General features: G+C 42.0%; 19 protein-coding genes and 1 pseudogene. 7 read left to right on the top strand and 13 right to left on the bottom strand.

Annotated elements, in window-relative coordinates:
* Window positions 1–627: 627 nt before the first annotated feature.
* Window positions 628–774, bottom strand: coding sequence for a hypothetical protein (locus HMPREF1212_RS27060; RefSeq protein ID WP_157317132.1), 147 nt, complete (start codon window positions 772–774; stop codon window positions 628–630).
* Window positions 775–806: 32 nt separating this feature from the next.
* On the bottom strand, window positions 807–1985 hold the full coding sequence (locus tag HMPREF1212_RS24110; protein WP_046151478.1) for a 6-bladed beta-propeller: 1179 nt from the start codon (window positions 1983–1985) through the stop codon (window positions 807–809).
* Window positions 1986–2342: 357 nt separating this feature from the next.
* On the opposite strand from HMPREF1212_RS24110, the gene HMPREF1212_RS24105 reads away from it, so the two are divergent.
* Window positions 2343–2936 carry an HU family DNA-binding protein gene (locus tag HMPREF1212_RS24105; protein WP_046151477.1) on the top strand — a complete coding sequence of 198 codons (594 nt, stop codon included), beginning with the start codon at window positions 2343–2345 and terminating at the stop codon, window positions 2934–2936.
* 47 nt (window positions 2937–2983) lie between these two features.
* Here HMPREF1212_RS24105 and HMPREF1212_RS24100 read toward each other — a convergent pair.
* Window positions 2984–3802 (bottom strand): annotated as a pseudogene (locus HMPREF1212_RS24100) (ATP-binding protein); the annotation flags it as partial.
* A 155-nt stretch (window positions 3803–3957) separates the two neighbouring features.
* Here HMPREF1212_RS24100 and HMPREF1212_RS24095 point away from each other — a divergent pair.
* From HMPREF1212_RS24095 to HMPREF1212_RS24085, 3 genes are all read left to right on the top strand, one after another.
* Window positions 3958–6030 carry a cation:proton antiporter gene (locus HMPREF1212_RS24095; RefSeq protein WP_046151540.1) on the top strand — a complete coding sequence of 691 codons (2073 nt, stop codon included), beginning with the start codon at window positions 3958–3960 and terminating at the stop codon, window positions 6028–6030.
* 113 nt (window positions 6031–6143) lie between these two features.
* Window positions 6144–6890 carry an MlaE family ABC transporter permease gene (locus HMPREF1212_RS24090; RefSeq protein WP_028730620.1) on the top strand — a complete coding sequence of 249 codons (747 nt, stop codon included), beginning with the start codon at window positions 6144–6146 and terminating at the stop codon, window positions 6888–6890.
* A gap of 3 nt (window positions 6891–6893) precedes the next feature.
* Window positions 6894–7664 carry an ABC transporter ATP-binding protein gene (locus tag HMPREF1212_RS24085; RefSeq protein ID WP_028730619.1) on the top strand — a complete coding sequence of 257 codons (771 nt, stop codon included), beginning with the start codon at window positions 6894–6896 and terminating at the stop codon, window positions 7662–7664.
* Between the two features lie 36 nt (window positions 7665–7700).
* Here the strand turns inward: HMPREF1212_RS24085 and HMPREF1212_RS24080 are convergent, their stop codons facing one another.
* The 10 genes from HMPREF1212_RS24080 to miaB form a co-directional block, all read right to left on the bottom strand.
* The gene (locus HMPREF1212_RS24080; RefSeq protein WP_046151476.1) at window positions 7701–10613 is read right to left on the bottom strand and encodes a M16 family metallopeptidase; all 2913 of its coding nucleotides are present in this window, start codon (window positions 10611–10613) and stop codon (window positions 7701–7703) included.
* Window positions 10614–10764: 151 nt separating this feature from the next.
* Window positions 10765–12051 (bottom strand): methionine adenosyltransferase, encoded by a 1287-nt coding sequence (metK, locus tag HMPREF1212_RS24075; RefSeq protein ID WP_028730617.1) that lies wholly within the window; start codon window positions 12049–12051, stop codon window positions 10765–10767.
* A 242-nt stretch (window positions 12052–12293) separates the two neighbouring features.
* Entirely contained in the window at window positions 12294–12485 is a 192-nt protein-coding gene (locus tag HMPREF1212_RS24070; RefSeq protein ID WP_028730616.1) for a hypothetical protein, read from the bottom strand.
* A 54-nt stretch (window positions 12486–12539) separates the two neighbouring features.
* On the bottom strand, window positions 12540–12989 hold the full coding sequence (gene folK, locus HMPREF1212_RS24065; RefSeq protein WP_028730615.1) for a 2-amino-4-hydroxy-6-hydroxymethyldihydropteridine diphosphokinase: 450 nt from the start codon (window positions 12987–12989) through the stop codon (window positions 12540–12542).
* An 11-nt stretch (window positions 12990–13000) separates the two neighbouring features.
* Window positions 13001–14050, bottom strand: a complete 1050-nt coding sequence (gene queA / locus HMPREF1212_RS24060; RefSeq protein ID WP_028730614.1) for a tRNA preQ1(34) S-adenosylmethionine ribosyltransferase-isomerase QueA — start codon at window positions 14048–14050, stop codon at window positions 13001–13003.
* A 32-nt stretch (window positions 14051–14082) separates the two neighbouring features.
* Window positions 14083–14814 carry a tRNA pseudouridine(55) synthase TruB gene (gene truB, locus HMPREF1212_RS24055; protein WP_046151475.1) on the bottom strand — a complete coding sequence of 244 codons (732 nt, stop codon included), beginning with the start codon at window positions 14812–14814 and terminating at the stop codon, window positions 14083–14085.
* Window positions 14815–14820: 6 nt separating this feature from the next.
* Window positions 14821–15621 (bottom strand): undecaprenyl-diphosphate phosphatase, encoded by an 801-nt coding sequence (locus HMPREF1212_RS24050; RefSeq protein ID WP_028730612.1) that lies wholly within the window; start codon window positions 15619–15621, stop codon window positions 14821–14823.
* Window positions 15618–15860, bottom strand: a complete 243-nt coding sequence (locus HMPREF1212_RS24045) for a DUF3098 domain-containing protein (RefSeq protein WP_028730611.1) — start codon at window positions 15858–15860, stop codon at window positions 15618–15620. The genes HMPREF1212_RS24050 and HMPREF1212_RS24045 overlap by 4 nt, the downstream gene beginning before the upstream one ends.
* A 15-nt stretch (window positions 15861–15875) precedes the next feature.
* Window positions 15876–16754: a cell division protein FtsX gene (locus HMPREF1212_RS24040; protein WP_028730610.1), complete on the bottom strand. Its 879-nt coding sequence runs from the start codon at window positions 16752–16754 to the stop codon at window positions 15876–15878.
* A 149-nt stretch (window positions 16755–16903) separates the two neighbouring features.
* Window positions 16904–18274 carry a tRNA (N6-isopentenyl adenosine(37)-C2)-methylthiotransferase MiaB gene (gene miaB, locus HMPREF1212_RS24035; protein ID WP_046151474.1) on the bottom strand — a complete coding sequence of 457 codons (1371 nt, stop codon included), beginning with the start codon at window positions 18272–18274 and terminating at the stop codon, window positions 16904–16906.
* A 251-nt stretch (window positions 18275–18525) separates the two neighbouring features.
* Here miaB and HMPREF1212_RS24030 point away from each other — a divergent pair, with 251 nt between their 5' ends.
* The 3 genes from HMPREF1212_RS24030 to HMPREF1212_RS24020 all read left to right on the top strand — a co-directional run.
* Entirely contained in the window at window positions 18526–18963 is a 438-nt protein-coding gene (locus tag HMPREF1212_RS24030) for a hypothetical protein (RefSeq protein ID WP_028730608.1), read from the top strand.
* 78 nt (window positions 18964–19041) lie between these two features.
* Window positions 19042–20538, top strand: coding sequence for an acetyl-CoA hydrolase/transferase family protein (locus tag HMPREF1212_RS24025; protein WP_028730607.1), 1497 nt, complete (start codon window positions 19042–19044; stop codon window positions 20536–20538).
* A 1254-nt stretch (window positions 20539–21792) separates the two neighbouring features.
* A partial coding sequence (locus tag HMPREF1212_RS24020) for a SusC/RagA family TonB-linked outer membrane protein (protein WP_046151473.1) occupies window positions 21793–24748 on the top strand: 2956 nt, incomplete at its 3' end.

Genomic DNA, 24748 nt, shown 5'->3' with positions numbered 1-24748 from the left:
TCCAGATGTTAATAAGGAGCTTGTAAAAGATCTTGGTAGAGATGGATGTTTCAATTATTGGCAGTTTTGAGTCTGATGATAATGTCGTAGGCGGACCCAAAGGGTTCGTACTATGTTAACCCCCAGTGCAACTGGGAGTCATGTCGATCATCACCCGGTGAGCCTCGAAGAGGTTCAACCATAGCGTGTTGTTCGCCCCCCTTGGGGACGCACCATCCGGCAGACACCCTAACCCACGGTTGCACCGTGGGTTAACATAGTTCGAACTCTTCGAGCCCGCTGACGTCGCTAAATAGTTCATCTTTTTCTAGAGATGAATCTTTAAACCCTTGCAGGTTTTTGCACCGTCGCTAATATCTTCTTCTCCTTCTTCTTTTTTTCTTTGGCAAAACAATGCCATTTGCTAAAGCTTCACGTTTGTATTCTGCTTTTCTTTGAGCGTTTAGTGCACATTTCACCTGACGAGTCATACTGGTATATGCACTTCTTACAAGACTGGCTAAGATTCTATTTTCATGATTACATAAATCTTCCGTACTTAATCGGTTTATCTTATTTCCCCAACGTTTCCAGAACAGGATCAAACGTTTTCTTATGACGTCTTTAGCTGACCGAGGTTTCTTTGACTTACAAAGAAAGCAAACCGGCCGGGTCTCTTTCCAGGTCTTTATACCAGCAATAAGACTCATTATCATATAAAGACAATAAAACTTTATCGCATTGTTCTTCAAGCAATTCCGACAAATCGACTACAGGTATTATTGAAGCTTTCATACTAGTGACATTTGAGATTAAAAATATAAATTTTACTTGAATTTAAGAATCCTGACTACCGGATTATCGTCCTCGACAAGTGTCTTCGCAATTTTCGGCCCATTTCCTTTCAATCGTTTTCCTTTATAGGCATCTATCACAGATGATGCCTGAATAAATTCGGCATACATATTCTTTGCGATAGCAGGAGATCCGCTTGGCTCCCATCTACCCTGACTCCAAGCTCTCGTGTCATATTCTGCATCCAAAATCGATACTTTATTTATTTCTCCGGTTTTAATATCGTACATAAATGCAGGAGTTTTTCCTCCTGTCGAATTAAAATCTAAAAGAAACGTACCTATCAGCAGAAATTTATCAGTTGTTACAAAGGGGAACCATATATTCCGAGGTTCAGAGGCATGAGTTGACGGTGTACGGAGCATTAGAGGGATTAATTCTTTGTCCGGAGATAATTGATATAGCGTATCAGACGATATATCTGCAATCATTAAATTCTGACCATAATGCATGTTCTGTGGATAATAAAATTGAAAAGATCTCCATTTATTTCCTTCTAATTTTTGAGGTATAGCATTTGAATATCTTTTCGGAAAATGAAGTCCCAACATGGCAATCAAACTGCCGTCTTTTTTGGAAACAAGACGATAAGGATCTTTTTTAGTCTTGCTTTCACGCCCAGGTTCAACAATTACATCATCGTATATAAATAAGGATTCATCATCAAAATTGAAAATTTTCATATCATTATCAAATCCATTTATTTTCAACGTTCGCTTATATTCTCCCTTTAGTGAATAAACCAGAATAAATTGAGAACAGACATATATCTCCTCCTTCTTTTCATCCAAAATAGTACCATTTTTAATCCAAGTATACTCCATACCTCCTTGTCCTTTGTGATTAAAATGAGAATAGAGCTTTCCCGTTTTACGATCGAAAACAAATATATCACCTAGTCGAGTCTCGTGAACGAGAATATATTTATCAGTAATAGCCGAGAGTACCGATGAACCGCCTAACAAAATATCATCTGTCGTCTCCAACGGCACATACTCAATATCTGCCATATCCTGAAGACGTAACTTTTTTTGAGGATAGTCTTTTGAAAAATCAAAGATCGGTAAGTCCCCTGTTTTCGATTGAGAACTTATTAATTGAGTCCCTATTAAAAAGATGGAAAGTAATAAGATGAGTTTTTGTGTCTTCATGATTTTTTGTTTTTATATATTATGCTTGCATTGAATCTTATTCGATTTCGAAAGATACGTATTATTACGAGAGTTACGTAACAAAGAGAGCCAAAATTATTTAATCACGAAATTTCTACTTATATGCAATTAGTGCGCAAAATATACAAAAAGATACCGTCTGCCGGAACAATTCCTTCCTTTCTGCCTTATATTTGTATTCAAACCTTTTTGCATTTGATATATATCAAACGAATAAAGCACATATATGCTTCTTCCATTTGATAATTGATCTCTTTTCATTCGATATTAGCAGAATGAATTTTTGTTTGGGACAAAAAATAGCTCCGACTGGTATTAATTTAAATAAAGATAGCAATGAGTATAAAATTCGGATGGTACAAGACCCCTGTCCCGGGAGACAGGGAAGACAAACAGGTTCCGCATGCACGGATCATTTCGCAAGGGACACTCGACACTAAATATATGTGTAAGATGATCTCGATGTCGAGCACCATTTCATCGGCCGATGTAAAAGGGGTATTGGAAGCACTGAATTTCTGGATGGGATTTTATCTGTCGGAAGGGAACAGTATCGAACTGGATGGACTGGGGTACTTTACCCCTACCCTGAAAAGTAAAATAACCACCGATGAAAACGGTAAAAACAAGGTGGAGGCAGAAGTAGATTCCGTCAGTTTCCGTTGTGCTACCTCCCTGAAAGAACAGGTGCGGGAAGCAGGATTGGAACTGGTGAAAAAAGTGAATACAGAAAAACTCACGCAAGAACAACGCCTGAAGAATATCATGACTGAAGTGGAAGAAAACAAATGCATTAACCGTAGTACCTGCATGAAGCTGAACCGTTGTAGTCAGTTCATGGCGCTAAACGACCTGAAACAGCTGATAGACAGCAAACAACTGATACAGATTGGTGCCGGCAAACAGACAATGTATATACGCTCATTGTAAATCTGAAATTTCGCAGCGGCGAAAATAACCGCCGTGAAATTTCAGATTCAAGGTAAAATAGCTTTATTCCCATACATTTGATTTATCCACATAGAAAATAGTTTATCAGTCACGGAAAATACTTTGTTTATCTCCGTTATTATATCTTTTTCAAGTAGTTTCTTTGTCGCAGACTGTACCGAACTTGCAGAAGTCAGGCTATGTTGTTTAATAAACTGCGCAGATGTAATACGCTCCGCCTCGCCGTCTTTTGCAATAGCGTAGAGTAACTCTTTCTGCTTCTCCGGAATATTGGATAGTATTTCACGGAAAATGGTATCGTTTGCCGCGATCATGTTGTTGATAGCGGTTCGTATCGTTTCCAGCGTACATGTCTCCCCCGCCGGGGTATCGGCGAAGGCTTCGTTAAAAGTCTTCTGAATATAGAAAGTATGGCCTTTGAACAAGGTATAAACCCGTTCTACATCCACGACATCGATTTTGCGGTTACATTTCACGAAATGTTCGATGATGAAAGGGATATATACATCCGGAGCAATTGCATTCAACTCAAGTATATCCGCACTATGATAAAAGGGACGGGCAGCAGACAGAAACATCTCTTGCATCATATGTCGTTCGCTACCTGCAAAAATAAAATGACTGTTCCGGATTTTCTGAATGTGAGTACGCAACAATGCTTCGATGTTTTTTTCAGGATATTTACCGATCTGTTGAAACTCGTCGATTGCCACGATACAAGGTTTATCCGCTGCTTCCAAATAACGAAATATCTCGTCCAGTGTATATTCGGGACGATCTATATCCCCCAATTCTATATTAAAAGTAGGCGTACCGGAAAGAGGGTCGAACCCAAATTTATCACTTTTGCCATATACATAGTCTTTTCTGCAAATATAATTATTCCATTTGAATTATTCGATTTGAATAATTCAAATTTAACCGTATTCATCCCTATTCTTTTTAATTTTGCAAAAATGTTTCGTTACATTTGTATTATTACAAATCCGACAATACAAATATGATCCTACTCTCAAACATAGACTTCACCCTGCCACTGGCAGATCCGGTATTGAAATTCTTACTGATCCTGCTTATTATATTGGCAGCCCCACTCCTATTGAATAAACTTCGGGTGCCTCATTTGCTTGGCTTGATCATTGCCGGAGCCATTATCGGGCCGAATGGGTTTAATCTCGTTTTACGCGATAGCAGCATTATTTTATCAGGAACAGCCGGATTGCTCTATATCATGTTTCTGGCAGGACTGGAAATCGACATGGGAGATTTCAAGAAGAATAGCGGGAAAAGTCTCGTTTTCGGGATGTACACGTTCCTTATTCCTATGATATTGGGAACAGCGGTAGGATTGTGGGTACTTAAATTCAGTATGGAGACATCTGTATTGCTTGCCAGTATGTTCGCTTCACATACCCTGATCGCCTACCCGATCATCAGTAAACTGGGGATCAGCAAGAATAATGCTGTGAGTATTACCGTCGGGGGAACGATGATCACGGATACACTGGCTTTGCTTGTGCTGACGATCATTGTCGGCATGGCGACAGGCAATGCGGATGATGCTTTCTGGATACGTCTAGGCATATCGGTCGTTGTTTTCGCTTTGTTCGTACTGCTTGTATTTCCTTTTATCGGACGCTGGTTCTTTAAAAGGGTACACGATAATATTTCACAATATATTTTTGTGCTCTCGATGGTTTTCTTTGGAGCCTTCCTGGCACAGTTGGCGGGGATGGAAGCTATTATCGGCTCTTTCCTGGCAGGATTGGCACTGAACAGGCTGATCCCGCAAAGTTCGCCGTTGATGAACCGCGTGGAATTTGTCGGTAATGCCATCTTTATTCCCTTCTTCCTGCTGAGTGTCGGAATGCTGATCGATTACCGGGCTTTTTTCACCAGCTTTGAAACGATTAAAGTCGGAGTAGTGATGATCATTGTGGCAACAGCCGCCAAATATGCGGCCGCATGGCTGACCCAAAAAACGTTCCGGCTCTCGGTAGATCAGCGAAGCGTTATTTTCGGACTTAGTAATGCACAGGCAGCCGCCACACTGGCCGCAGTGATGGTCGGTTATAATGTCATACTGGGAACAACACCGGACGGCGAACCGATCCGCCTGTTGAATGAAAGTGTCCTGAACGGAACGATCCTGATGATCCTGGTGACCTGTGCGGTTGCCTCTTTCTCCGCCCAGAAAGGAGCTCACAACATTGCCATGAAAGAGTCGGAAGAAGAAAAAGACGACAATGAGGCGAAAGACGAGCATATCCTGATCCCTGTCAGCAATGAAGAAACGGTGGAAGAACTAGTACACCTCAGCCTGGCCATCAAATCGAAAACCAATACCAGCGGGTTATATGCGCTTAAAGTGATAGACAACCATAATAACTCGGACGAGAAAGCGCTGAAATCATCCAGGCGGGTACTGCAAACGGCCGTCGATACGGCAGCCGCCACAGACACACGTTTGAAAGGGCTGCTCCGGTACGACCTGAGCATCTCCAATGCGATCACCAGCGTAGTCAAGGAGCGTGAAATAACCGACCTCGTCCTCGGACTACATAAGGAGAAGGATATCCCGGCAGCCTTCCTGGGAAATATCGTGGAGAACGTGCTGCAACACAGCAGTGTGACGACATTTATTTACAAACCGGTACAACCGCTTTCAACCATCAAACGCCATCTGATCATCATCCCTGATCAGGCCGAGAAAGAGATCGGTTTCATACAGATCATGAACCGGGTATGGAATGTATTGCAGAACACCGGCGCAAAAGTGGTCTTTTATGGTTCCGACAACACCTTAAAAGCTATCAAAAAGCTGTTCGCCAAAAGGGCGGGAGAAATATCCTATACCCACTTCAGCGATTGGGACGATTTTCTGATCGTTTTCCGGGATGTGAAAGCGGACGACAGCATGTGGGTGATCTTCAGCCGGAAGGAAGGTTTGTCGTATGACCCTGTAATGCCCCGTATTCCGGGATATCTGAATAAATATTTCCAGTCCAACAGCTTCATCCTCTCCTACCCGATACAGGCGAGCATGGATGAAAGTACAAGGTATCTGACATAAAAATAGGATTTTCATACGCATTCGATTAAGCTATAAAATCATAAAGCGTGAACAGTTGTTGACATATTTCAGTTATATTTGCAGACTGGAACAGATAAGTACTTCAAAAAATGATGAATAAAGCATTACATAGAATGGGAGAATATGTCATGTTGATGGGGAAATCCATATCAATACCTGACAGATGGAGCATGTTCTTCAAACAATTGATAAAAGAGATCTATAAACTGGGAGTCGATTCCCTCTGGATCGTAATAATCATTTCAGTCTTTATAGGTACGGTCATCGCTATTCAGATATCGCTGAATATCAGTTCTCCGTTGATCCCTAAATTTACAATCGGATATACGACCCGTGAGATTATCCTGCTTGAGTTTTCATCTTCTATCATGTGTTTGATCCTGGCCGGTAAGGTGGGAAGTAATATTGCTTCCGAGATCGGTACCATGCGCGTAACGGAACAAATCGATGCGATGGAAATCATGGGGGTAAATTCGGCTAATTTCCTGATCATGCCGAAAATTGCCGGGCTGATGATCTTTATTCCGGTATTGGTTGTATTCAGTATGTTCACCGGTATGCTGGGGGGTATTGCAGCCAGCCACTCGACGGGAACGGGAATGACCCCCGCTTCTTTCGAATACGGATTGCAGTTCTATTTCAATGAATTCTATATTTGGTATTCTATTATAAAATCAGTGGTTTATGCCTTCATTATCTCATCGATAGCCGCTTATTTCGGTTACTATGTAAAAGGAGGTGCGCTTGAAGTTGGTAAAGCCAGTACAAACGCTGTAGTAATGAGCAGTATCATGATCCTGCTGGCAGACGTAATAATGACCCATTTAATGCTTACGTAAGAAATGATAGAAGTAAAAAATATAACGAAATCATTTGAAGGTCGTACCGTACTGAATAATATCAGTGCTGTCTTCGAAACGGGTAAAACCAATCTTATCATCGGACGAAGCGGTTCCGGTAAGACGGTTTTGATCAAAAATATTATCGGGCTGATGAAACCGGATTCAGGTGAGATCCTGTATGACGGCCGCGATTTGACTTCAATGGGGAAATTAGAGCTTAATATGCTCCGCCGGGAAATGGGTATGTTGTTTCAGGGTTCGGCCCTGTTCGACAGCATGACGGTTCTTGAAAACGTAATGTTCCCCCTTAATATGTTTTCTAAAGACTCTTTTAAAGAAAGGGAAAAGAGAGCGATGTTCTGCCTGGAGCGTGTAAACCTTTCGGAAGCCGAGCATTTGTATCCGTCCGAGATCAGTGGTGGTATGATGAAACGTGCAGCTATCGCCCGTGCCATTTCATTAAATCCGAAATATCTCTTTTGTGATGAGCCGAACTCAGGCCTCGACCCAAAGACTTCTTTGTTGATAGACGACCTGATCCACGATATTACGACTGAATATAAGATGACGACCGTCATTAACACCCACGATATGAACTCGGTGATGAATATCGGAGAAAATATCATCTTCATCAAGGAAGGTGTCAAAGAATGGCAGGGGACAAAAGACCAGGTCATTACTTCTAACAATAAAGCACTGAATGACTTTATCTTTGCATCCGACCTGTTCCGAAAGGTTAAGGAGGTGGAGATGCAACAGGAAGAAGGATAAAAAAAAACTCCGGTCGGTCGACCGGAGCTTTTTTATTTAGTACCCGAACAGTTCCTCTTTACTTAGTTTAGTGATCGGCCCATACTCGGAAAGGGCTTTCAGATCCAGATCTTTTTCGTCACCAAGCACGCAATAGGTATACTTACGACCTTTCACCCATTTTTCCTGGAAAGCTTTAATCTCGTCCAAAGTCATGGATGGTGCCTTTTCGTAAAGCTCTTTACGGCTATCTACGTTCAGTCCCATATCCTGTGCATTCATATACGACCATAACACATTCGATTTTGTGATACGATCCGTACGCAAACGCGTGATCAACGCATCCTTAGCCAGCTCGAAAGCTTTTTCCGATTCAGGCATATTATTGATTATATCATCAAAAGCTTTCATAGCATCAATCATCTTGTCATTTTGAGTCGCGATGAACGTACGATATACATACGGATATTTTAATTTGGAAGGGGTAATAAGGAACGCCCCGGCGGAATAAGCCAGACCGCGTGCTTCACGCATTTCCTGGAATACAATAGCATTCATTCCTCCTCCAAAATACTCATTATACATATTCAACGTAGGCTGGATAGCCGGATCAAATTTCTCACCCCGGTTAGAGACAGCAGAGAAATAGATCTGTTTGGCATCGTATTGCGCCAGTAAGACTTTATTTCCGGCTGTTTCCTGTTGCTTAAAGTCTGCGGCTGCCGGAACCGGATTCAACGTTGCAGGAACATTGTGGTATTTCTCAATAATATCCAGCAATGCCTGTGTTTTCTCCGGGCCATAATACATGATAGTATGTTCGTATGAGTTTATCTTACGGATACGGTCTACGAGTTCCTGCGGATCCATCTGTTGCAACTCGGCAGTTGTCAGCACATGAGTAGCAGAAGAGTTAGGCCCCCAAATAGCATATTGAATCAGTTTATTGAAATTCTGTCCCTGATTCAATTTTGCATCAGCTCTTTTCTTCAAGATATCATCTGTCAGATTTGCGTATGTATCCTTATTAACCTGGGCATCCGCCAGTAGTTCTTCAAACAAAGCCATTGCCTGCGGCATCTTTTCCTGTAAACCCTCCAACATCACATAAGTGCGATCGGAACCGGGGAATACACTGAAATAACATGCCAAACGATAGAATTCTTCATTTATCTCCTTCAGGCTTTTCTTTGATGTTCCGAGATATTTCATGTATTCAAAGGCTGTACCCATTGCCTTATCATTATCATTCCCCATGTCAAATACATACATTAACGAGAATATATCGTTCGTTGTATTTTGCTTGTAAAGAACGGGAATACCGGATTTAGCGGTCAGTTTCTGCAGGTCTTTATCATAATCCAGGAATACTGGTTCGATAGGGGTCACATTTGAAGCCTGGATCTCTTTCAGGAAGACACTTGAGCTGTCGCGATTCATTACGATCGGAGTGATCTTCGGTTTATCTATTTTCTTTTCATTCGGGTCTTTGCCTTCCCGTTTATAAATAAGGGCATAGTTGTCACCGAAATATTTATTCGCAAATTCAACGATCTGGGGTTTGGTGATCTTGCTCATCCTATCCAACTGAGCAACCTCATCTTTCCAGTCCACACCATTAATAAATGAAGAGACAAACATATCGGCACGACTGTAATTATTATCCAGACGATACATCTGCATCAGTTTATAATTGTTGATGGCAGCTTCCAACAGCCCTTCATCAAAGTCCCCTTTTTTCAATTTATCGATCTCAGCCAGGAAAAGATCCTTCACATCGTCAAGGGTCTGTCCTTGTTTCGGACGGCCACTCATCACAAATGCGTTATAATCAGCCATACCATACGTACCGGCATAGCAACTGAGCACTTTCTGCTGTTGTACCAAGTCGATATCCATCAGGCCTGCCTTTCCGTTCTGAACAATCTCTCCCGTCAGATTCAACAAATCTTGTTCCGGAGATGCTGCTCCGGGAAAACGCCAGCCTAGTGTCACATTTTCAGCATCCAGCCCTAGTACTTCCTTTACAACCGGAGCCTTGACGGGAGATTCATGTGTCACCGGCAATTCCGGCAGATTCGGATTCGGCTGTAAATGGTTGAAATATTTATTGATTATGGCAATAGTCTGGTCGGGATCAAAATCACCGGACATACAAATTGCCATATTATTAGGTACATACCAGGTCTTATGATAATTTTTTATATTAATGATAGAAGGGTTCTTCAGGTTCTCCTGCGTTCCCAAAACGGTCTGTGTCCCGTAAGGATGATCAGGGAAAAGGGCGTTCAGAACAGCTTCATACACCTTACGTCCATCACTCGTCAGAGACATATTCTTTTCTTCGTAAACAGTTTCCAGTTCGGTATGGAAACCACGTATCACATTATTCTCAAAACGGTCTGCCTGTATTTTAGCCCAGTTATCGATCTGGTTCGAAGGTATGTCTTCGGTATAGACAGTCATATCGAAGCCCGTATACGCATTTGTCCCGTTTGCCCCGATGGCCGACATCAGTTTATCATATTCGTTCGGAATGGCATATTTCGACGCTTCATAAGAAATACTGTCTATCTGATGATAAATAGCTTTCCGTTCCCCTTCATCCGTAGTCTTCCGGTAGACTTCAAACAGCTGCTCGATTTGATCCAGCATCGGTTTTTCCATCTCATAATTCTGAGTACCGAACTTCTGCGTACCTTTAAACATCAAATGTTCAAAGTAATGTGCCAACCCGGTCGTTTCAGCCGGGTCATTCTTCCCGCCAACCCTTACTGCAATATAAGTCTGAATACGCGGAGTCTCTTTGTTTACGGTCAAATACACTTTCAAGCCGTTATCCAGCGTATAGATACGTGCTTTCATGGGGTCATTAGGGACTGTCTCGTACTTAAACGGGGAAGTCTCCTTACATGCTGCAGCCAGTAAAATAACTACAGCCAAAGAAAAAAGCTGAACAATTCTACGCATAAGATTTAGATTTAGGGATTACTTAGGAGCCAAATATATGAAAATATAAGTAAATAAGCCTCCATAAAAAAGTAATTTCTTGGTTATTAGACAAAAAAAGCGATTATCGCAACAATATGCAATAATCGCCTTCCTATACTTATTCCGGATATCAGATGCCGAATGCTTCTTTCACTTTATCTACATAATCCAGTTTTTCCCAGGTAAACAACTCAACTTCGCAGATGGTTGGTTTCGGGTTATAACGAGAGGTAAATGTTTTTGTTACCACTTCCGGCTTACGTCCCATGTGTCCGTAAGAGGCTGTTTCCAGATAGATCGGGTTACGTAACTTCAAACGTTCTTCGATCGCTTTCGGACGCATATCGAAAATATCCCAGATCTTTTCTGCGATCTCGCCATCCGTCATCTTCACATTCGAACGACCGAATGTGTTTACAAAGATGTTCATCGGTTTAGCTACGCCGATCGCATAAGAAACCTGTACCAGCATTTCATCTGCAACACCGGCAGCTACCAGGTTCTTTGCAATATGACGAGCTGCATAAGCGGCTGAACGGTCTACTTTCGAGGGGTCTTTACCGGAGAAAGCACCACCACCGTGTGCACCCTTACCACCATAAGTATCTACAATGATCTTACGGCCAGTCAGACCGGTATCGCCATGAGGGCCACCGATCACGAACTTTCCGGTCGGATTTACATGATAAATGATATCATCGTTAAACAATGCCTGTACATGAGCCGGATACTGTGCTTTCACACGAGGTACGAGGATATTCTTTACATCAGCTGCAATCTTTTTCTGCATGGCGATATCAGCCTCTTCCTGGCTGATGCCCTTCGGGCCGATAAATTCGTCATGCTGGGTAGATACAACGATCGTATCGATGCGTAACGGTTTACCATTATCATCGTATTCAATAGTAACCTGGCTCTTTGCATCCGGACGGAGATAAGGCATCAGGTCATTTTCATTCTTACGAATTCCAGCCAGTTCCCACAACAAACTATGTGAAAGATCCAGAGCCAGAGGCATGTAATTTTCAGTTTCATTTGTAGCATAGCCAAACATCATACCCTGGTCGCCGGCACCCTGGTTATAAGGGTCTTCGCGTTCAACACCACGGTTAATGTCGCCACTCTGTTCGTGGATAGAAGAGAACACACCGCATGATTTCGCTTCAAACTGGTATTCACTCTTTGTGTAACCAATCTTTTCGATCACGCTGCGTGCTACGTCCTGCACATCTACATAAGCACTTGATTTAACTTCTCCAGCCAAGACAACCTGTCCGGTTGTAACAAGGGTTTCGCAAGCAACTTTCGAGTTCTTGTCGTAAGCAAGAAACTCATCCAGCAAAGCATCCGATATCTGATCGGCTACTTTATCGGGGTGCCCTTCGGACACCGATTCGGAGGTGAATAAATAACTCATTACTTTTAAATTAGTTGACAGGTGACAAGTGACAGTTATAAAAACTATAAACCGGAACCTGATACTGACAATTGATTATTAATAACGAATTGATAACGGAAGGATCATGTATGCCGAACGGCTAAGAAAAGTATCTTGTTTTTAGCATTTTTTCCTGTGGTTGCAAGCAATACAAATCTATCCACATCAATTCGGTTGCAAAGATAAGAATTTATTGACAATTCAAAATTGAAAATTGAAAATTATTTTTTCTTCTTTGTGTTACGAAGTGCCTTTTTGTACTTATACTCAGCCTTCATTTTGGCAGAGCCTGATTTGTGAGTACCTTTCAGAAAATCAGAGTATTTGATTTTCTTTTCTCCGGCATTTTCATCACTGGCCTTTTTCTTGAAGACCATACCACCACCTGTCAGGATTTTTTCTATATCGTTCATTGTTTTATCTTTATTTGATGTTTAAAAACAGCAGGAAAGCACAAAATGTTGTGCTTACATGAGAGAGACCACAGGCTTTTTGAATACCGGATGGATCACATTCGGAGCAATCTCAGCCAGCGGTTCCATTACAAACTGACGCTCATGCATCAACGGATGCGGTAAGGTCAGCTCAGGAGTCTGTAAAATAAGATCGTCATACAGCAAAATATCGATATCGATAATACGGTCGTGATATGCCCCGTTGCTCTTCTGCGTACGTCCCATCTCCAATTCGATCTCTTGGGTTGCCTTCAGTAATTCCAACGGCGGCAAACCTGTTTCCAGCTGCAAGGCTGCATTCAGGAATGTATTGTCAGACTGAAATCCCCAAGGCTCCGTTTCGTAAAAACCGGAAAGGGCGAGAACGTCTCCCACCCTTTCGGCTAACAGCGCTGCGGCTGTTATCATATTCCGTCTTTTATTTCCTATATTCGTACCTAAAGCAAGGTATGCAATAGCCATAATCTACGTTTTTATAAGATCAGCATAGCGTCACCGTAAGCACCGAAACGGTACTTTTCCTTCAATGCCACTTCGTAAGCATCCATGATCAGATCATAACCGCCGAATGAAGCTGTCATCATCAGAAGAGTAGACAAAGGCATATGGAAGTTTGTGATCATACTGGTTGCCACACTGAAATCATACGGCGGGAAAATGAACTTATTCGTCCATCCTTCGAATTCTTTCAGGTGTCCGTCCGTACTTACTGCCGTTTCAATAGCACGCATCACAGAAGTACCCACGGCGCAGATCTGACGTCCGTCGTCTTTACCTTTGTTTACGATATCAACAACATCCCCGTTTACGATCATCTGTTCCGAATCCATCTTATGCTTGGTCAGGTCTTCCACGTCGATTTCACGGAAATTACCCAGTCCGGAATGAACTGTCAGGAAAGCGAAGCGACAATCCTTAATTTCCAGACGTTTCATCAGCTCGCGGCTGAAGTGCAGACCGGCAGCAGGAGCAACAACAGCACCTTCTTCCGTAGCAAATATGTTCTGATAACGATCTTCGTCATCCGGTTCAACCGGACGGTCGATATATTTAGGCAGCGGGGTTTCACCCAATGCATATAATGCTTTTTTAAACTCGTCATGGTTTCCGTCATACAGGAAACGCAATGTACGGCCACGTGAAGTAGTATTGTCAATTACTTCAGCAACCATCGAGTCATCTTCTCCGAAATAAAGCTTGTTACCGATACGGATCTTACGGGCCGGATCAACCAGTACATCCCAAAGACGCAAGTCTTCATTCAGTTCACGCAGCAAAAACACTTCAATACGTGCACCGGTCTTTTCCTTGTTACCGTATAAACGGGCAGGGAATACCTTTGTGTTATTGAAGATGAACACATCTTTTTCTCCAAAATAGTCCAACAGGTCTTTAAATACTTTGTGCTCAATTTCTCCGGTGTTACGATTAACAACCATCATGCGGGACTCATCTCTGTTCTTTGCAGGATGAAGAGCGATCAAATCCTCCGGTAAATTAAATTTGAATTTAGATAGCTTCATAATGTTACTTTATTTATTTTCTTTCATTTTTATCATTTGTCAGAGGATACTGCTTCAACTTCACCAGCCGGACAGTCCCCCACCGCTTCCTCCAGAAAAGCATCGATATCTTCCGGATTCATGCATTTATCCAATGTTATATCTCCGATCCGGGTACGTTCCAACCCGATCAGATGAGCTCCCGAATGTAAGGCTACACCGATATCACGGGCCAATGCACGGATATAAGTACCTTTACTACATACCACGCGGATCTTAATGATCGGCAGGTTATATTCCAGCAACTCCATTTCGTCGATCACCAGTGTCTTCGACTTCAACTCCACTTCTTCACCCTTACGCGCCAGTTCATAAGCACGCTTCCCATCGACTTTACAAGCAGAAAAAACCGGGGGGATCTGCTGAATAGTACCTACAAACGAGTTCAGCACCTCTTCCACCATCTCCCGGGTTATATGTTCTGTCGGATATACAGCATCCACTTCCTTCTCCAGATCGAAAGAAGGCGTCGTTTCACCCAGTTTCAGCGTAGCAACGTATTCTTTAGTCTGATACTGGAACTCATCGATCCTTTTTGTTGCCTTGCCGGTACAAACGATCATTACCCCGGTAGCCAACGGATCAAGCGTCCCTGCATGTCCGACCTTTATCTTTTTTACTTTTAGTTTCCGCGACAACTTATACCGGAACTTGTTTACCAGATCAAACGAAGTCCACGTCAGCGGCTTGTTAAAATATAAAACCTCTCCTGCTATAAAATCCATTCTATATTACTTCATCAATGTACATGCAATAGTAACCAAACCGGCTATTGCACAATAAATAGCAAAGTAGATCAACTTTCCTTTTTTCACAATATTGATCATCCACTTACAAGCCAGACAACCGGAAAGGAAAGCAGCTACAAAACCAACGACCAGCGAAAGTGTCGGAATATCTCCGGCAATATCTTCGCCCTTCACCAACTTCAGTATATCCAGCAAGGCTTCTCCCAAAATCGGAGGGATCACCATCAGGAAGGAGAACTGAGCCAGTTTCGCCTTATTATTACCCAATAACAAACCGGTAGCAATCGTTGTTCCTGAACGTGAAAGTCCGGGTAAGACCGCACAAGCCTGTGACAAACCGATAATAAAGGCATCTTTCATCGAAATATTCTCTTTCTGACGGGGTTTTGCATAATAAGAGAATGCCAGCAACGCCGCCGTCACCAGCAACATACAACCGACAATAAGCAATCCCGAGCCAAAAATAGCTTCGACCGTATCTTTAAAAAACACTCCGACAATACCGATCGGTATCATCGAGATCAGGATATTGATCGCATAACGTGTTTCGCTATTCATCTCAAATTTGAACAACCCGCGGAATATCCATTCGATCTCTTTCCAGAGTATAACTAATGTACTAAACACCGTAGCCACATGGACTACGATCGTAAATGCCAGATTCTCTTCTCCTTCAATACCAAACAGAGCCGATCCGATTGCCAGATGACCGCTGCTGCTTACAGGAAGATACTCTGTCAGTCCCTGTACGATTCCCAGCACTAAGGCTTCTAACCAACTCATTCAGCTACTTCTTTGCCTTTACTGTTCTTCAGGATTCCTACAATCATCAGACCGAAACCGATCACAGTTACCACCGGTGCAACAACAATACGACGAGTACTGAATATTTCCGGATTAAAACTGGTTGTATCGCCTGATCCACCACCACTCATCAACACAAAACCAATAATGATTACTGCTACCGCAGCTGCAATCAGGATAAAATTTTCTTTACCGAATGCAAAATCTCTTTTAGCCATCTCTCTTTGTTTATTTTAGATATAATACAACTTATCAACACCCATACGGAGGTACTTGTTTACAGCAAAAATGGTAGCCGTAATCGACAGCAAGATCCCCAACAGGAATACAGCCGCATAAACCACCAGTAAAGCCTTCATATCCAATAATTGAATAAAGCCGTCCAATTCGTGTTGTAAATAATATAACGAACCGGTCAGCATCAATATTGCAAGGATAGAGGCAAAAATACCACTTACCACATTATAACGGACAAAAGGCCGGCGTATAAAACCGGAAGTAGCCCCTACCAATTTCATGGTATGGATCAAAAAACGTTTGGAATAGATCAATAACCGGATCGTATTACTGATCAGTACAAATGATATGGCCATCAACATAACAGCCAGCGTAAGCAATATAATACTTACACGTTTCATATTATCATTCACCATCTGCATCATATCCTTACGATATAGCAAGTCGGAAACAGAAGTATATGTTTTAATTTTTTTCTCGATGTGCTGCAAACTGTCCGGGTTTGCATATTCGGAATGCAGTTTTACTTCGATTGAGGCTTGCAGAGGATTAAAGCCCAGGAATGTTTCAGGGTTCTCTCCCAATTCTTCTTCCAGTTCTTTTGCCGCTTGTTCTTTAGATATATATTCGGTAGATTTGATAAAGGGAAGCGCATCCAGGCTTTTCTGCATTTTCTTAATGTCAGCCTCTTTCTGGTTATCCTTTAATACAATTGAAAATGAAATGTTCTCCTTGACATAGACCGATAACTTATTCCCCAGCAACCCCATCAGTAAAATCAAGCCCAGCAGAAAGAGCACCAGAGCAATACTGATAATAGACGTAAGACGAGAATTAAAGAAAGAAACCGAGCTAACCTTATTATTTTCAGCCATCAGACGTAACCTTATTATTATTCAACAAATTGAGGAGATATGTACAGAGCACATACCTCCCAATTTTTCTGCAAAAGAACGAATAAATTGTGAGACAGTCAGCAGATTACAATTATTTAACTATATCAGGATCTGCCGATTCACCCAAATCATTCTATCGTTTCGCCAAATAAAGTAGCGGAAGAAGCACGGGTGATCCGTACTTTTACAAACTGACCGACTTTATAATTCTTCTTATCGAAGATAACGACTTTGTTCTGGCTGGTGCGCCCGAATAACTGCTCGCGAGAACGTTTGGAAAAGCCCTCCACCAGCACTTCAAACTCTTTACCGACATCCCGCAGGTTACTCTCTTCGGATAACTGGTTCTGCAGATCGATCATTCCCTGCAAACGACGTACTTTTTCTTCTTCCTCAACTGTATCGGGAAGATGCTTGGCTGCGTAAGTGCCCGGACGTTCAGAATATTTGAAAAGGAAAGCGGCATCATATTTCACTTCACGCATCAATGAAAGCGTTTCCTGATAGTCTTCTTCCGTTTCGGAATGGAAACCACAAAACAGGTCGGTAGCGATAGATGCTTCAGGAACGATACGGCGGATAGCGGCAATACGATCCAGATACCACTCGCGGGTATATTTACGGTTCATTACTTTCAATATTTTCGAACTGCCTGATTGTGCCGGAAGATGGATATACTTACATATATTATTATGTGCAGCGATCACACGGAGTGTATCGTCACTCATATCTTTCGGGTGAGAGGTTACAAAACGGATGCGCATATCCGGAGCTTCCAGTGCGACACGCTCCAACAACATCGGGAAAGTAACCGTTTCCCCCTCCTTTTCAAAAGCATACGAGTTTACATTCTGCCCCAGCAGGGTCACTTCCTTATACCCTTGATCACGCATGTCCCGTATCTCATTCAGGATACTTTCCACATCGCGGCTGCGTTCGCGACCACGCGTATAAGGAACGATACAATAGGTACAAAAATTATTGCACCCGCGCATGATCGACACGAAACCGGAGATATGCACACCTCCCAGCTTCAAGGGGATCACATCCTTATAAGTCTCCTGCGTAGACAACTCCACGTTGATTGCTTTTTCTCCATGCTCGACTGCTCCCACCAGGTTAGGCAGATCCATATAGGAATCAGGCCCAACTACCAGATCGGCGTGATGCACGTTGATCAACTCCTCCTTCACCCGTTCGGCCATACATCCCAGTACGCCCACGATCAGTGACTTTTTTTTCCGTTTCAACGATTGGAAATACTGAAGCCGTCCGTAAATTTTCTGCTCCGCGTTATCGCGTACCGAGCAGGTATTTACAAAGACAGCATCCGCCTCTTCGATCTTGTCGGTCATGGCATATCCATCCATCTTCATAATGGAAGCCACCACTTCACTGTCCGCTACATTCATCTGACATCCGTAAGTCTCGATGAACAATTTCTTCTCCTCATTTCCGGCAGCAGATTTTAAGTCTGCGCCACTTTCCTGATTCGTCATTTTGTTACCGTTAATAAAATTTAAATACACGTATTCTATAAAAATAAACCGCCAAAGGCTTGCACAGTTCAAATTCGACAATTATATTTGCATACGAAAAACGTAAATTTTTTCATAGTTAAGGTTTTGGTTAAATCGAATAAGGGTGGCTGTGAAGTTACCCTTATTTACTTTTATACCCTTTATAATTCTTTCCTCTTTCACTATTCAATAATTCTTCGTACATTTGGAGTGCAAAAATAATCAAAGTTATGGATAACCTGGGTGATTGGATATATATTGTTTTCCTGGTAGTTGCAGCATTGAGCGGTTTATTCAGTTCTAAGAACAAGAAAAAACGTCCGACTCAGGTGTTGGGACAACCCGAATACGATTCAACACAAGAGGAGCAGACTCCCTCTGGCAAAGGCTTTTGGGAAATTCTCGAAGAGGTTACCACCGAACGCCCCAAACCCAAAAGCATAACGAAAACGCTTCCCGACAAGAAAAAAAATAAAAAAGAGATACAACATCCTAATCCTTTCCTGACAGCCGAGCAGGAAATCCGTCAATCAAAAATAAGTTCGTCCCGGCCAATGAATTTCCCGACCGAAGATGAACACTCTCTTTTAGAGGATATTGAGTTCAACAACGCCGAAGAGTTAAGAAAAGCTGTTATTTACTCAGAAATACTTAACCGCAAGTATTAATCTACATTCTTTTTTAATACCTTTGCAGCCGTTTAGCTGACCAATAAGTATTTATCTAATATAAAACAGTATAATATCATGGCTTTAAAATTCATTACAGCTGAAGAAGCTGCTTCGTTCGTTCATCACAACGACAACGTTGGATTCAGTGGTTTTACACCAGCCGGATGCCCGAAGGTTGTTCCGGGTGCCATTGCTAAAAAAGCGATGGAAGAACACGAAAAAGGTAATCCTTTTCAGATCGGTATGTTTACGGGAGCTTCCACCGGTGATAAACTGGATGGCGAACTAGCTCGCGCCAATGCTATTAAATTCCGTACGCCGTATCAATCCAACAAAGATCTGCGCGCATTGCTGAATGCTCACGGAGCACAGTATTTCGATATGCACCTGTCTGAGTTGGCACAGGACTTGCGTTATGGTTTTCTGGGAAAGATCGATGTAGCGATCGTTGAAGCTGCCGATGTAACCGAAGACGGTGAAATCATCCCTACCAGTGGTGTGGGTATCGTTCCTACCGTTTGCCGTATGGCCGACCGCATCATCATCGAGTTGAATAGCAGACATCCGAAAGAAATCCGCGGTATGCACGATATCTACGAGCCTGCCGATCCTCCTTACCGTCGCGAAATCCCTGTATATACTCCGTCCGACCGTATCGGTACTCCTTATATTAAAGTAGATCCGGCTAAAATCGTCGGTATCGTAAAGACTGAAGAACCGAATGAAGGCGGTAAGTTCTCTCCGCTGGATGACGTAACGATGGCTATCGGTAAGAATGTTGCCGACTTCCTGGTAAGTGAAATCAAAGCAGGTCGTCTGCCGAAAGAATTCGTTCCCCTGCAAAGCGGTGTAGGTAATGTAGCCAACGCTGTTTTGGGTTGCATGGGTGCAAATAAAGAAATTCCTGCATTCAATGTATATACGGAAGTTATTCAGGATGCAGTTATCAGCCTGATGAAAGAAGGTCGCGTGAAATTCGCCAGCGGTTGTTCATTATCTGTAAGTAATGAAGTGATCCGTGAAATTTACGGTAACCTGGACTTCTTCAAAGATAAGATCCTTCTTCGTCCGCAGGAAATTTCCAACAACCCGGAAGTTGCCCGCCGTTTAGGACTGATCGCTATCAACACTGCTTTGGAAGCCGACATCTTCGGTAACATCAACTCTACACACGTATCAGGAACAAGAATGATGAACGGTATCGGTGGTTCGGGCGACTTTACCCGTTCTGCGATGTTGTCGATCTTCACAACTCCTTCTACAGCAAAAGACGGAAAGATCAGTGCTTTCGTTCCAATGGTATCTCACCTGGATCATAGCGAACACTCTGTAAAGATCATCATCTCTGAATATGGTGTAGCCGACCTGCGCGGAAAATCTCCGATCGAACGTGCCAACTGCATCATCGACAATTGTGTTCATCCGGATTACCAGCCGTTGCTGAGAGAATATCTGGCAATGGGCGTAAAAGGCCATACTCCGCAGAACCTGAAATGTTGCTTCGCATTCCACGAAGAACTGGCAACAAGCGGCGATATGCACAATGTAGACTGGAGCAAGTATAATAAGTAAGTTTGTTTAAATAAAACAAAGGAGCCTGGAGTGATAATGAACACTCCAGGCTCTTTTATTTAGTTGTTTCATGATGACATTGATTATAACACTAAGAAAAACTGCTGTTCTCTTCTAAAAGTTTCGTTTCAGCCACAAAGTAAAGAAACGATCATAAACCATATAATACGCGCCTTCCTTAGTTACAAAATCTTTCTCCAGCAGTCCTTTCTTTACCGGATGTCAAAGCCGTATCTTTTCCCTCCTTACAAATGGATTATTTACTATATATCATACCATTATCTTATGATAATTATTCTTACCTAATCATTTATTCTTTAGAACCAACAAATTATGACACCATAAAAGAGTGAAACTCACACAGAAACTTGTTTTCAATGGCCATATGAAAAACAGGACTAGAATTTGACGATTGATTTACCTTAGTAAAGGCATGATACTTACTTTCTACCTTAGCATAGATTTGAAAATTCAAAACCGTAACAGAAAACCACATAAACCATACAGCGTAATATACTGATAAACAACAATTATCCTTATAAAGAAACCTGGACACAATATAAAAAAATCGACACCATGCAATGCTGATAGATCTATTAAAAAGGATTAACATATGTACTATTAATCTCCTGCTTTCAATAATATATAATACAACTGTTATTGTTGTTGATGAAAAGTAACTGACGCCAAGGAAGTTATTAGACCTTCCATTGAATTACATACAGAGTCTTTGAAGAACTCTGCTAATTTGTTATTGTACTAATAATTGTTTTCTGTAAAATACTGTTTTCGTAATAATCTCACTGAATAAACTTGATATTTAGTGTAGCTCTAAAGTACCAACCGACTTAAATTTAAAAGATTGACGATAATAATCGCTGCTTTTCATAGAGATTTTTTACTACAAAATTAAAACTGTCGCAATTTAAACAAAAATATCATAATTGCAATATATATTCACACAAAAAAGCATTATTATGAAAAATAAAATTCTAACAAGGAATATATATTGATTGAATTTGCAGATATTTTTGAAAAAGACCAACCCGTCCATATTTCATAAAGATACATATTTCATCAAAAGCAAATCAAATAGACAACATACTAGATATATGAATTTCATTTTTCAGAACAAATGAGAATCCACGAAACAATTAAACACAAAGCAAAAAAGATATATTACACATAAAATAATTGACGTAGTTCTTCAAAGACTCTGGTGAATATATTCTTTATTAATAAAAAAAGATGTCTATGATGAAAAAGTTAACTTTAGCAATGCTATTCCTATTTATGGGGATAAGTATGGTAATTGCTCAGATGAGGCAAGTAACAGGTACTATTATTTCGGCAGAAGACAATGAACCCATTATTGGTGCTTCTGTAATAGTAAAAGGTACCACTATCGGTACAGTATCGGATCACAATGGGGCTTTCTCTTTAGAAGTGCCTAATACAACCAAAACATTGATGTTTTCTTATGTGGGGATGGTAGGAAAGGAAGTCCCCGTTCAAAACATTATGCATGTTGTATTGAATACAGCTTCAACCGAATTGGATGAAGTAATGGTAGTTGCTTACGGGACGGCCAAAAAGTCGTCATTTACAGGTTCTGCAGCAAATATCAAAACGGATAAGCTGGAAAATCTCCAGGCAGCGTCATTAACGAAAGCACTGGAAGGAGCTGCCCCTGGTATTCAGGTAACAGGAAGTACCGGTATGCCTGGCGATAATGCAAAAATCCAGATCCGTGGCGTAGGCTCTGTAAATGCATCGAACGATCCGTTGTATGTAGTGGACGGTGCACCTTTTGATGGTGATATCAGTACAATCAACACGGAAGATATTGCCAGCATTACCGTTCTGAAAGATGCAACTTCGGCTGCTTTGTATGGAGCCCGTGGTGCAAATGGTGTGATAATGATCACAACTAAAAAAGGTACATCCGGTAAAGTTCAATTGAACGCAAAAGTTAATTTAGGTGTCGTTTCACGTGCTATTCCCGAATATAATCGCGTAAGTACAGGTGAATACTATGAATTAATGTGGGAAGGCTGGCGTAATGCATTGGTGAACAACAATGGTTACACACCTGAACAAGCTGCAGCAACAGCCAGTGGAGGTGATAAAAATGGTATCATCGGTAAGTTGGGTGGCTACAACAGCTACAATGTGGCGAATGACCAGTTGATAGGAACAGATGGGAAACTGAATCCCAATGCCCGTCTGTTGTATAACGACGACTGGAATAAAGAGCTCGCACGTACAGCTTTGCGCCAGGAGTACAACGTTTCTGTAAATGGAGGGACACAGAACTCGACATTTTTTGCTTCCGCCTCGTATACGAATGAAGAGGGAATGGTTAAATGGTCGGATTTCGAACGTTTCACCGGACGTGTCGGTTTAACGAGCCAGATTAATTCATGGTTGAAAGTTGATGCAGGCTTATCCGGAGCCACTTCCAATCAAAGCGGTTTTTTGGCGGAAGGGACTTACACTACCAACCCATTCTATTACGGACGCATGATGGCCCCCATCTATCCGATTTACCAATATGACGGTAACGGACAAATCGTACGCGACAGCAATGGTGATGTGATGTATGATATGGGGGGCGGAAGTTCTCCTTACGCCTGGGCCGGCCATACCCGCCAATATGCTCCTAATTCTAACTTAATGGTCACATTGCCACTCGACGACCGTTCAACAGAGCGTAATATGATTTCAGCACGTGTATCTGCTGAAATTAAATTCCTGAAAGATTTCACATTGAAAATTTCAGGCAACACGGATATCAGTAACGATTATAAAACCACCTATCAGAACAACATGTATGGTGATGCGGAAGGTGTATCCGGACGTTCCACTAAAAATTATATCAAAAAGAATTCATATACATTCAATCAGATCTTAACCTGGAACAAGTCGTTTGGTGACCACAGTCTGGCATTACTGGGAGGACACGAAAACTATATGTACACATATCGTTATCTGGAGGCTACCCGTACAGGATTCACCATTCCGACAACAGAGATCGTTGCCGGTTCCGTAGCCGAAGGATCTACTTCTTATACGAACGAATACAGCTTGGAAGGTTATCTGTTTCAGGCAAATTATGACTACGCAAATAAATACTATTTGTCCGGTTCATTCCGTTACGACGGAACATCACGATTCTATAAAGACTCCCGTTGGGGCACATTCTGGTCGCTAGGTGCATCCTGGCGCTTGAGCGAGGAAGATTTCATCAAAGACTACAAATGGATAGACAATCTGAAATTGAAAGCGTCTTACGGACAGCAGGGTAACGACAATATCCTGGATGAGTGGGGAGATCCGATCTATTTCGGATGGCAAAGCCTGTATTCGTTCGATGACAAAAATAACGGAAACCTGAATGGCGCTGTTCATAGCCAGCTTTTGAACAAAGACCTGGAATGGGAAAAGAACTCAAACCTGAATGTTGGTGTAGAACTGGCTTTATTCGACTTCTTCCGTGGTGAAGTAGACGTATTCAACCGTGTATCCAGCAATTTGCTCTTCAAAGCTCCAAGACCACAATCTACCGGCATTGAATATATGTGGCAAAATATCGGAACAATGCGTAATACAGGATTGGAACTTACATTAGGTTTCGATATTTTCAAAAAATCAGATTTTCGGTGGAGCCTCGACCTGAATGCAACATTCTTTAAAAATAAGATCACAAAGATGCCGAAAGATTCTGACGGTAAACCACAGGAGATCATTAACGGTACAAAGAAACTTTCCGAAGGACACTCTATTTATGATTTCTGGCTACGGGAATATGCCGGTGTCGATACGCAAGACGGTAGTGCACTGTATTACAAAGATATCGAGGATGAGAACGGCAATGTAACCGGTCGTGAAACGACTAAAGACCAGAATGCTGCCAGCTATTATTATATGGGGGATGCTATTCCTGATTTGTATGGTGGTTTTACCAACAGCTTTAGTTATAAAGGTTTCGACTTGTCTATATTCTTCAGTTATCAGATCGGAGGAAAGATGTACGATTCTAATTACGCTGGTTTAATGCACCCCGGATCGTTCGGCACACATTGGTCTACAGATATACGGGATCGTTGGCAAAATCCAGGTGATGTAACAAATGTTCCCCGCTTGCAGAATAACTATACAGCAGCCAGTGCTGCTTCTTCACGTTGGCTGACCAATGCCAGCTATCTGG

Source organism: Parabacteroides sp. HGS0025 (genome assembly GCF_000969845.1).
Classification (GTDB): Bacteria; Bacteroidota; Bacteroidia; order Bacteroidales; family Tannerellaceae; genus Parabacteroides; species Parabacteroides gordonii.
Note: the sequence above shows the minus strand (reverse complement) of the source record. Positions and strands in the feature narration are given on the sequence as shown.

Bases quoted from the DNA above. Each gene is read 5' to 3' on its own strand.
- HMPREF1212_RS27060 (WP_157317132.1), bottom strand. From the start codon at position 774: ATGAAAGCTTCAATAATACCTGTAGTCGATTTGTCGGAATTGCTTGAA.
- HMPREF1212_RS24110 (WP_046151478.1), bottom strand. From the start codon at position 1,985: ATGAAGACACAAAAACTCATCTTATTACTTTCCATCTTTTTAATAGGG.
- HMPREF1212_RS24105 (WP_046151477.1), top strand. From the start codon at position 2,343: ATGAGTATAAAATTCGGATGGTACAAGACCCCTGTCCCGGGAGACAGG.
- HMPREF1212_RS24095 (WP_046151540.1), top strand. From the start codon at position 3,958: ATGATCCTACTCTCAAACATAGACTTCACCCTGCCACTGGCAGATCCG.
- HMPREF1212_RS24090 (WP_028730620.1), top strand. From the start codon at position 6,144: ATGAATAAAGCATTACATAGAATGGGAGAATATGTCATGTTGATGGGG.
- HMPREF1212_RS24085 (WP_028730619.1), top strand. From the start codon at position 6,894: ATGATAGAAGTAAAAAATATAACGAAATCATTTGAAGGTCGTACCGTA.
- HMPREF1212_RS24080 (WP_046151476.1), bottom strand. From the start codon at position 10,613: ATGCGTAGAATTGTTCAGCTTTTTTCTTTGGCTGTAGTTATTTTACTG.
- metK (WP_028730617.1), bottom strand. From the start codon at position 12,051: ATGAGTTATTTATTCACCTCCGAATCGGTGTCCGAAGGGCACCCCGAT.
- HMPREF1212_RS24070 (WP_028730616.1), bottom strand. From the start codon at position 12,485: ATGAACGATATAGAAAAAATCCTGACAGGTGGTGGTATGGTCTTCAAG.
- folK (WP_028730615.1), bottom strand. From the start codon at position 12,989: ATGGCTATTGCATACCTTGCTTTAGGTACGAATATAGGAAATAAAAGA.
- queA (WP_028730614.1), bottom strand. From the start codon at position 14,050: ATGAAGCTATCTAAATTCAAATTTAATTTACCGGAGGATTTGATCGCT.
- truB (WP_046151475.1), bottom strand. From the start codon at position 14,814: ATGGATTTTATAGCAGGAGAGGTTTTATATTTTAACAAGCCGCTGACG.
- HMPREF1212_RS24050 (WP_028730612.1), bottom strand. From the start codon at position 15,621: ATGAGTTGGTTAGAAGCCTTAGTGCTGGGAATCGTACAGGGACTGACA.
- HMPREF1212_RS24045 (WP_028730611.1), bottom strand. From the start codon at position 15,860: ATGGCTAAAAGAGATTTTGCATTCGGTAAAGAAAATTTTATCCTGATT.
- HMPREF1212_RS24040 (WP_028730610.1), bottom strand. From the start codon at position 16,754: ATGGCTGAAAATAATAAGGTTAGCTCGGTTTCTTTCTTTAATTCTCGT.
- miaB (WP_046151474.1), bottom strand. From the start codon at position 18,274: ATGACGAATCAGGAAAGTGGCGCAGACTTAAAATCTGCTGCCGGAAAT.
- HMPREF1212_RS24030 (WP_028730608.1), top strand. From the start codon at position 18,526: ATGGATAACCTGGGTGATTGGATATATATTGTTTTCCTGGTAGTTGCA.
- HMPREF1212_RS24025 (WP_028730607.1), top strand. From the start codon at position 19,042: ATGGCTTTAAAATTCATTACAGCTGAAGAAGCTGCTTCGTTCGTTCAT.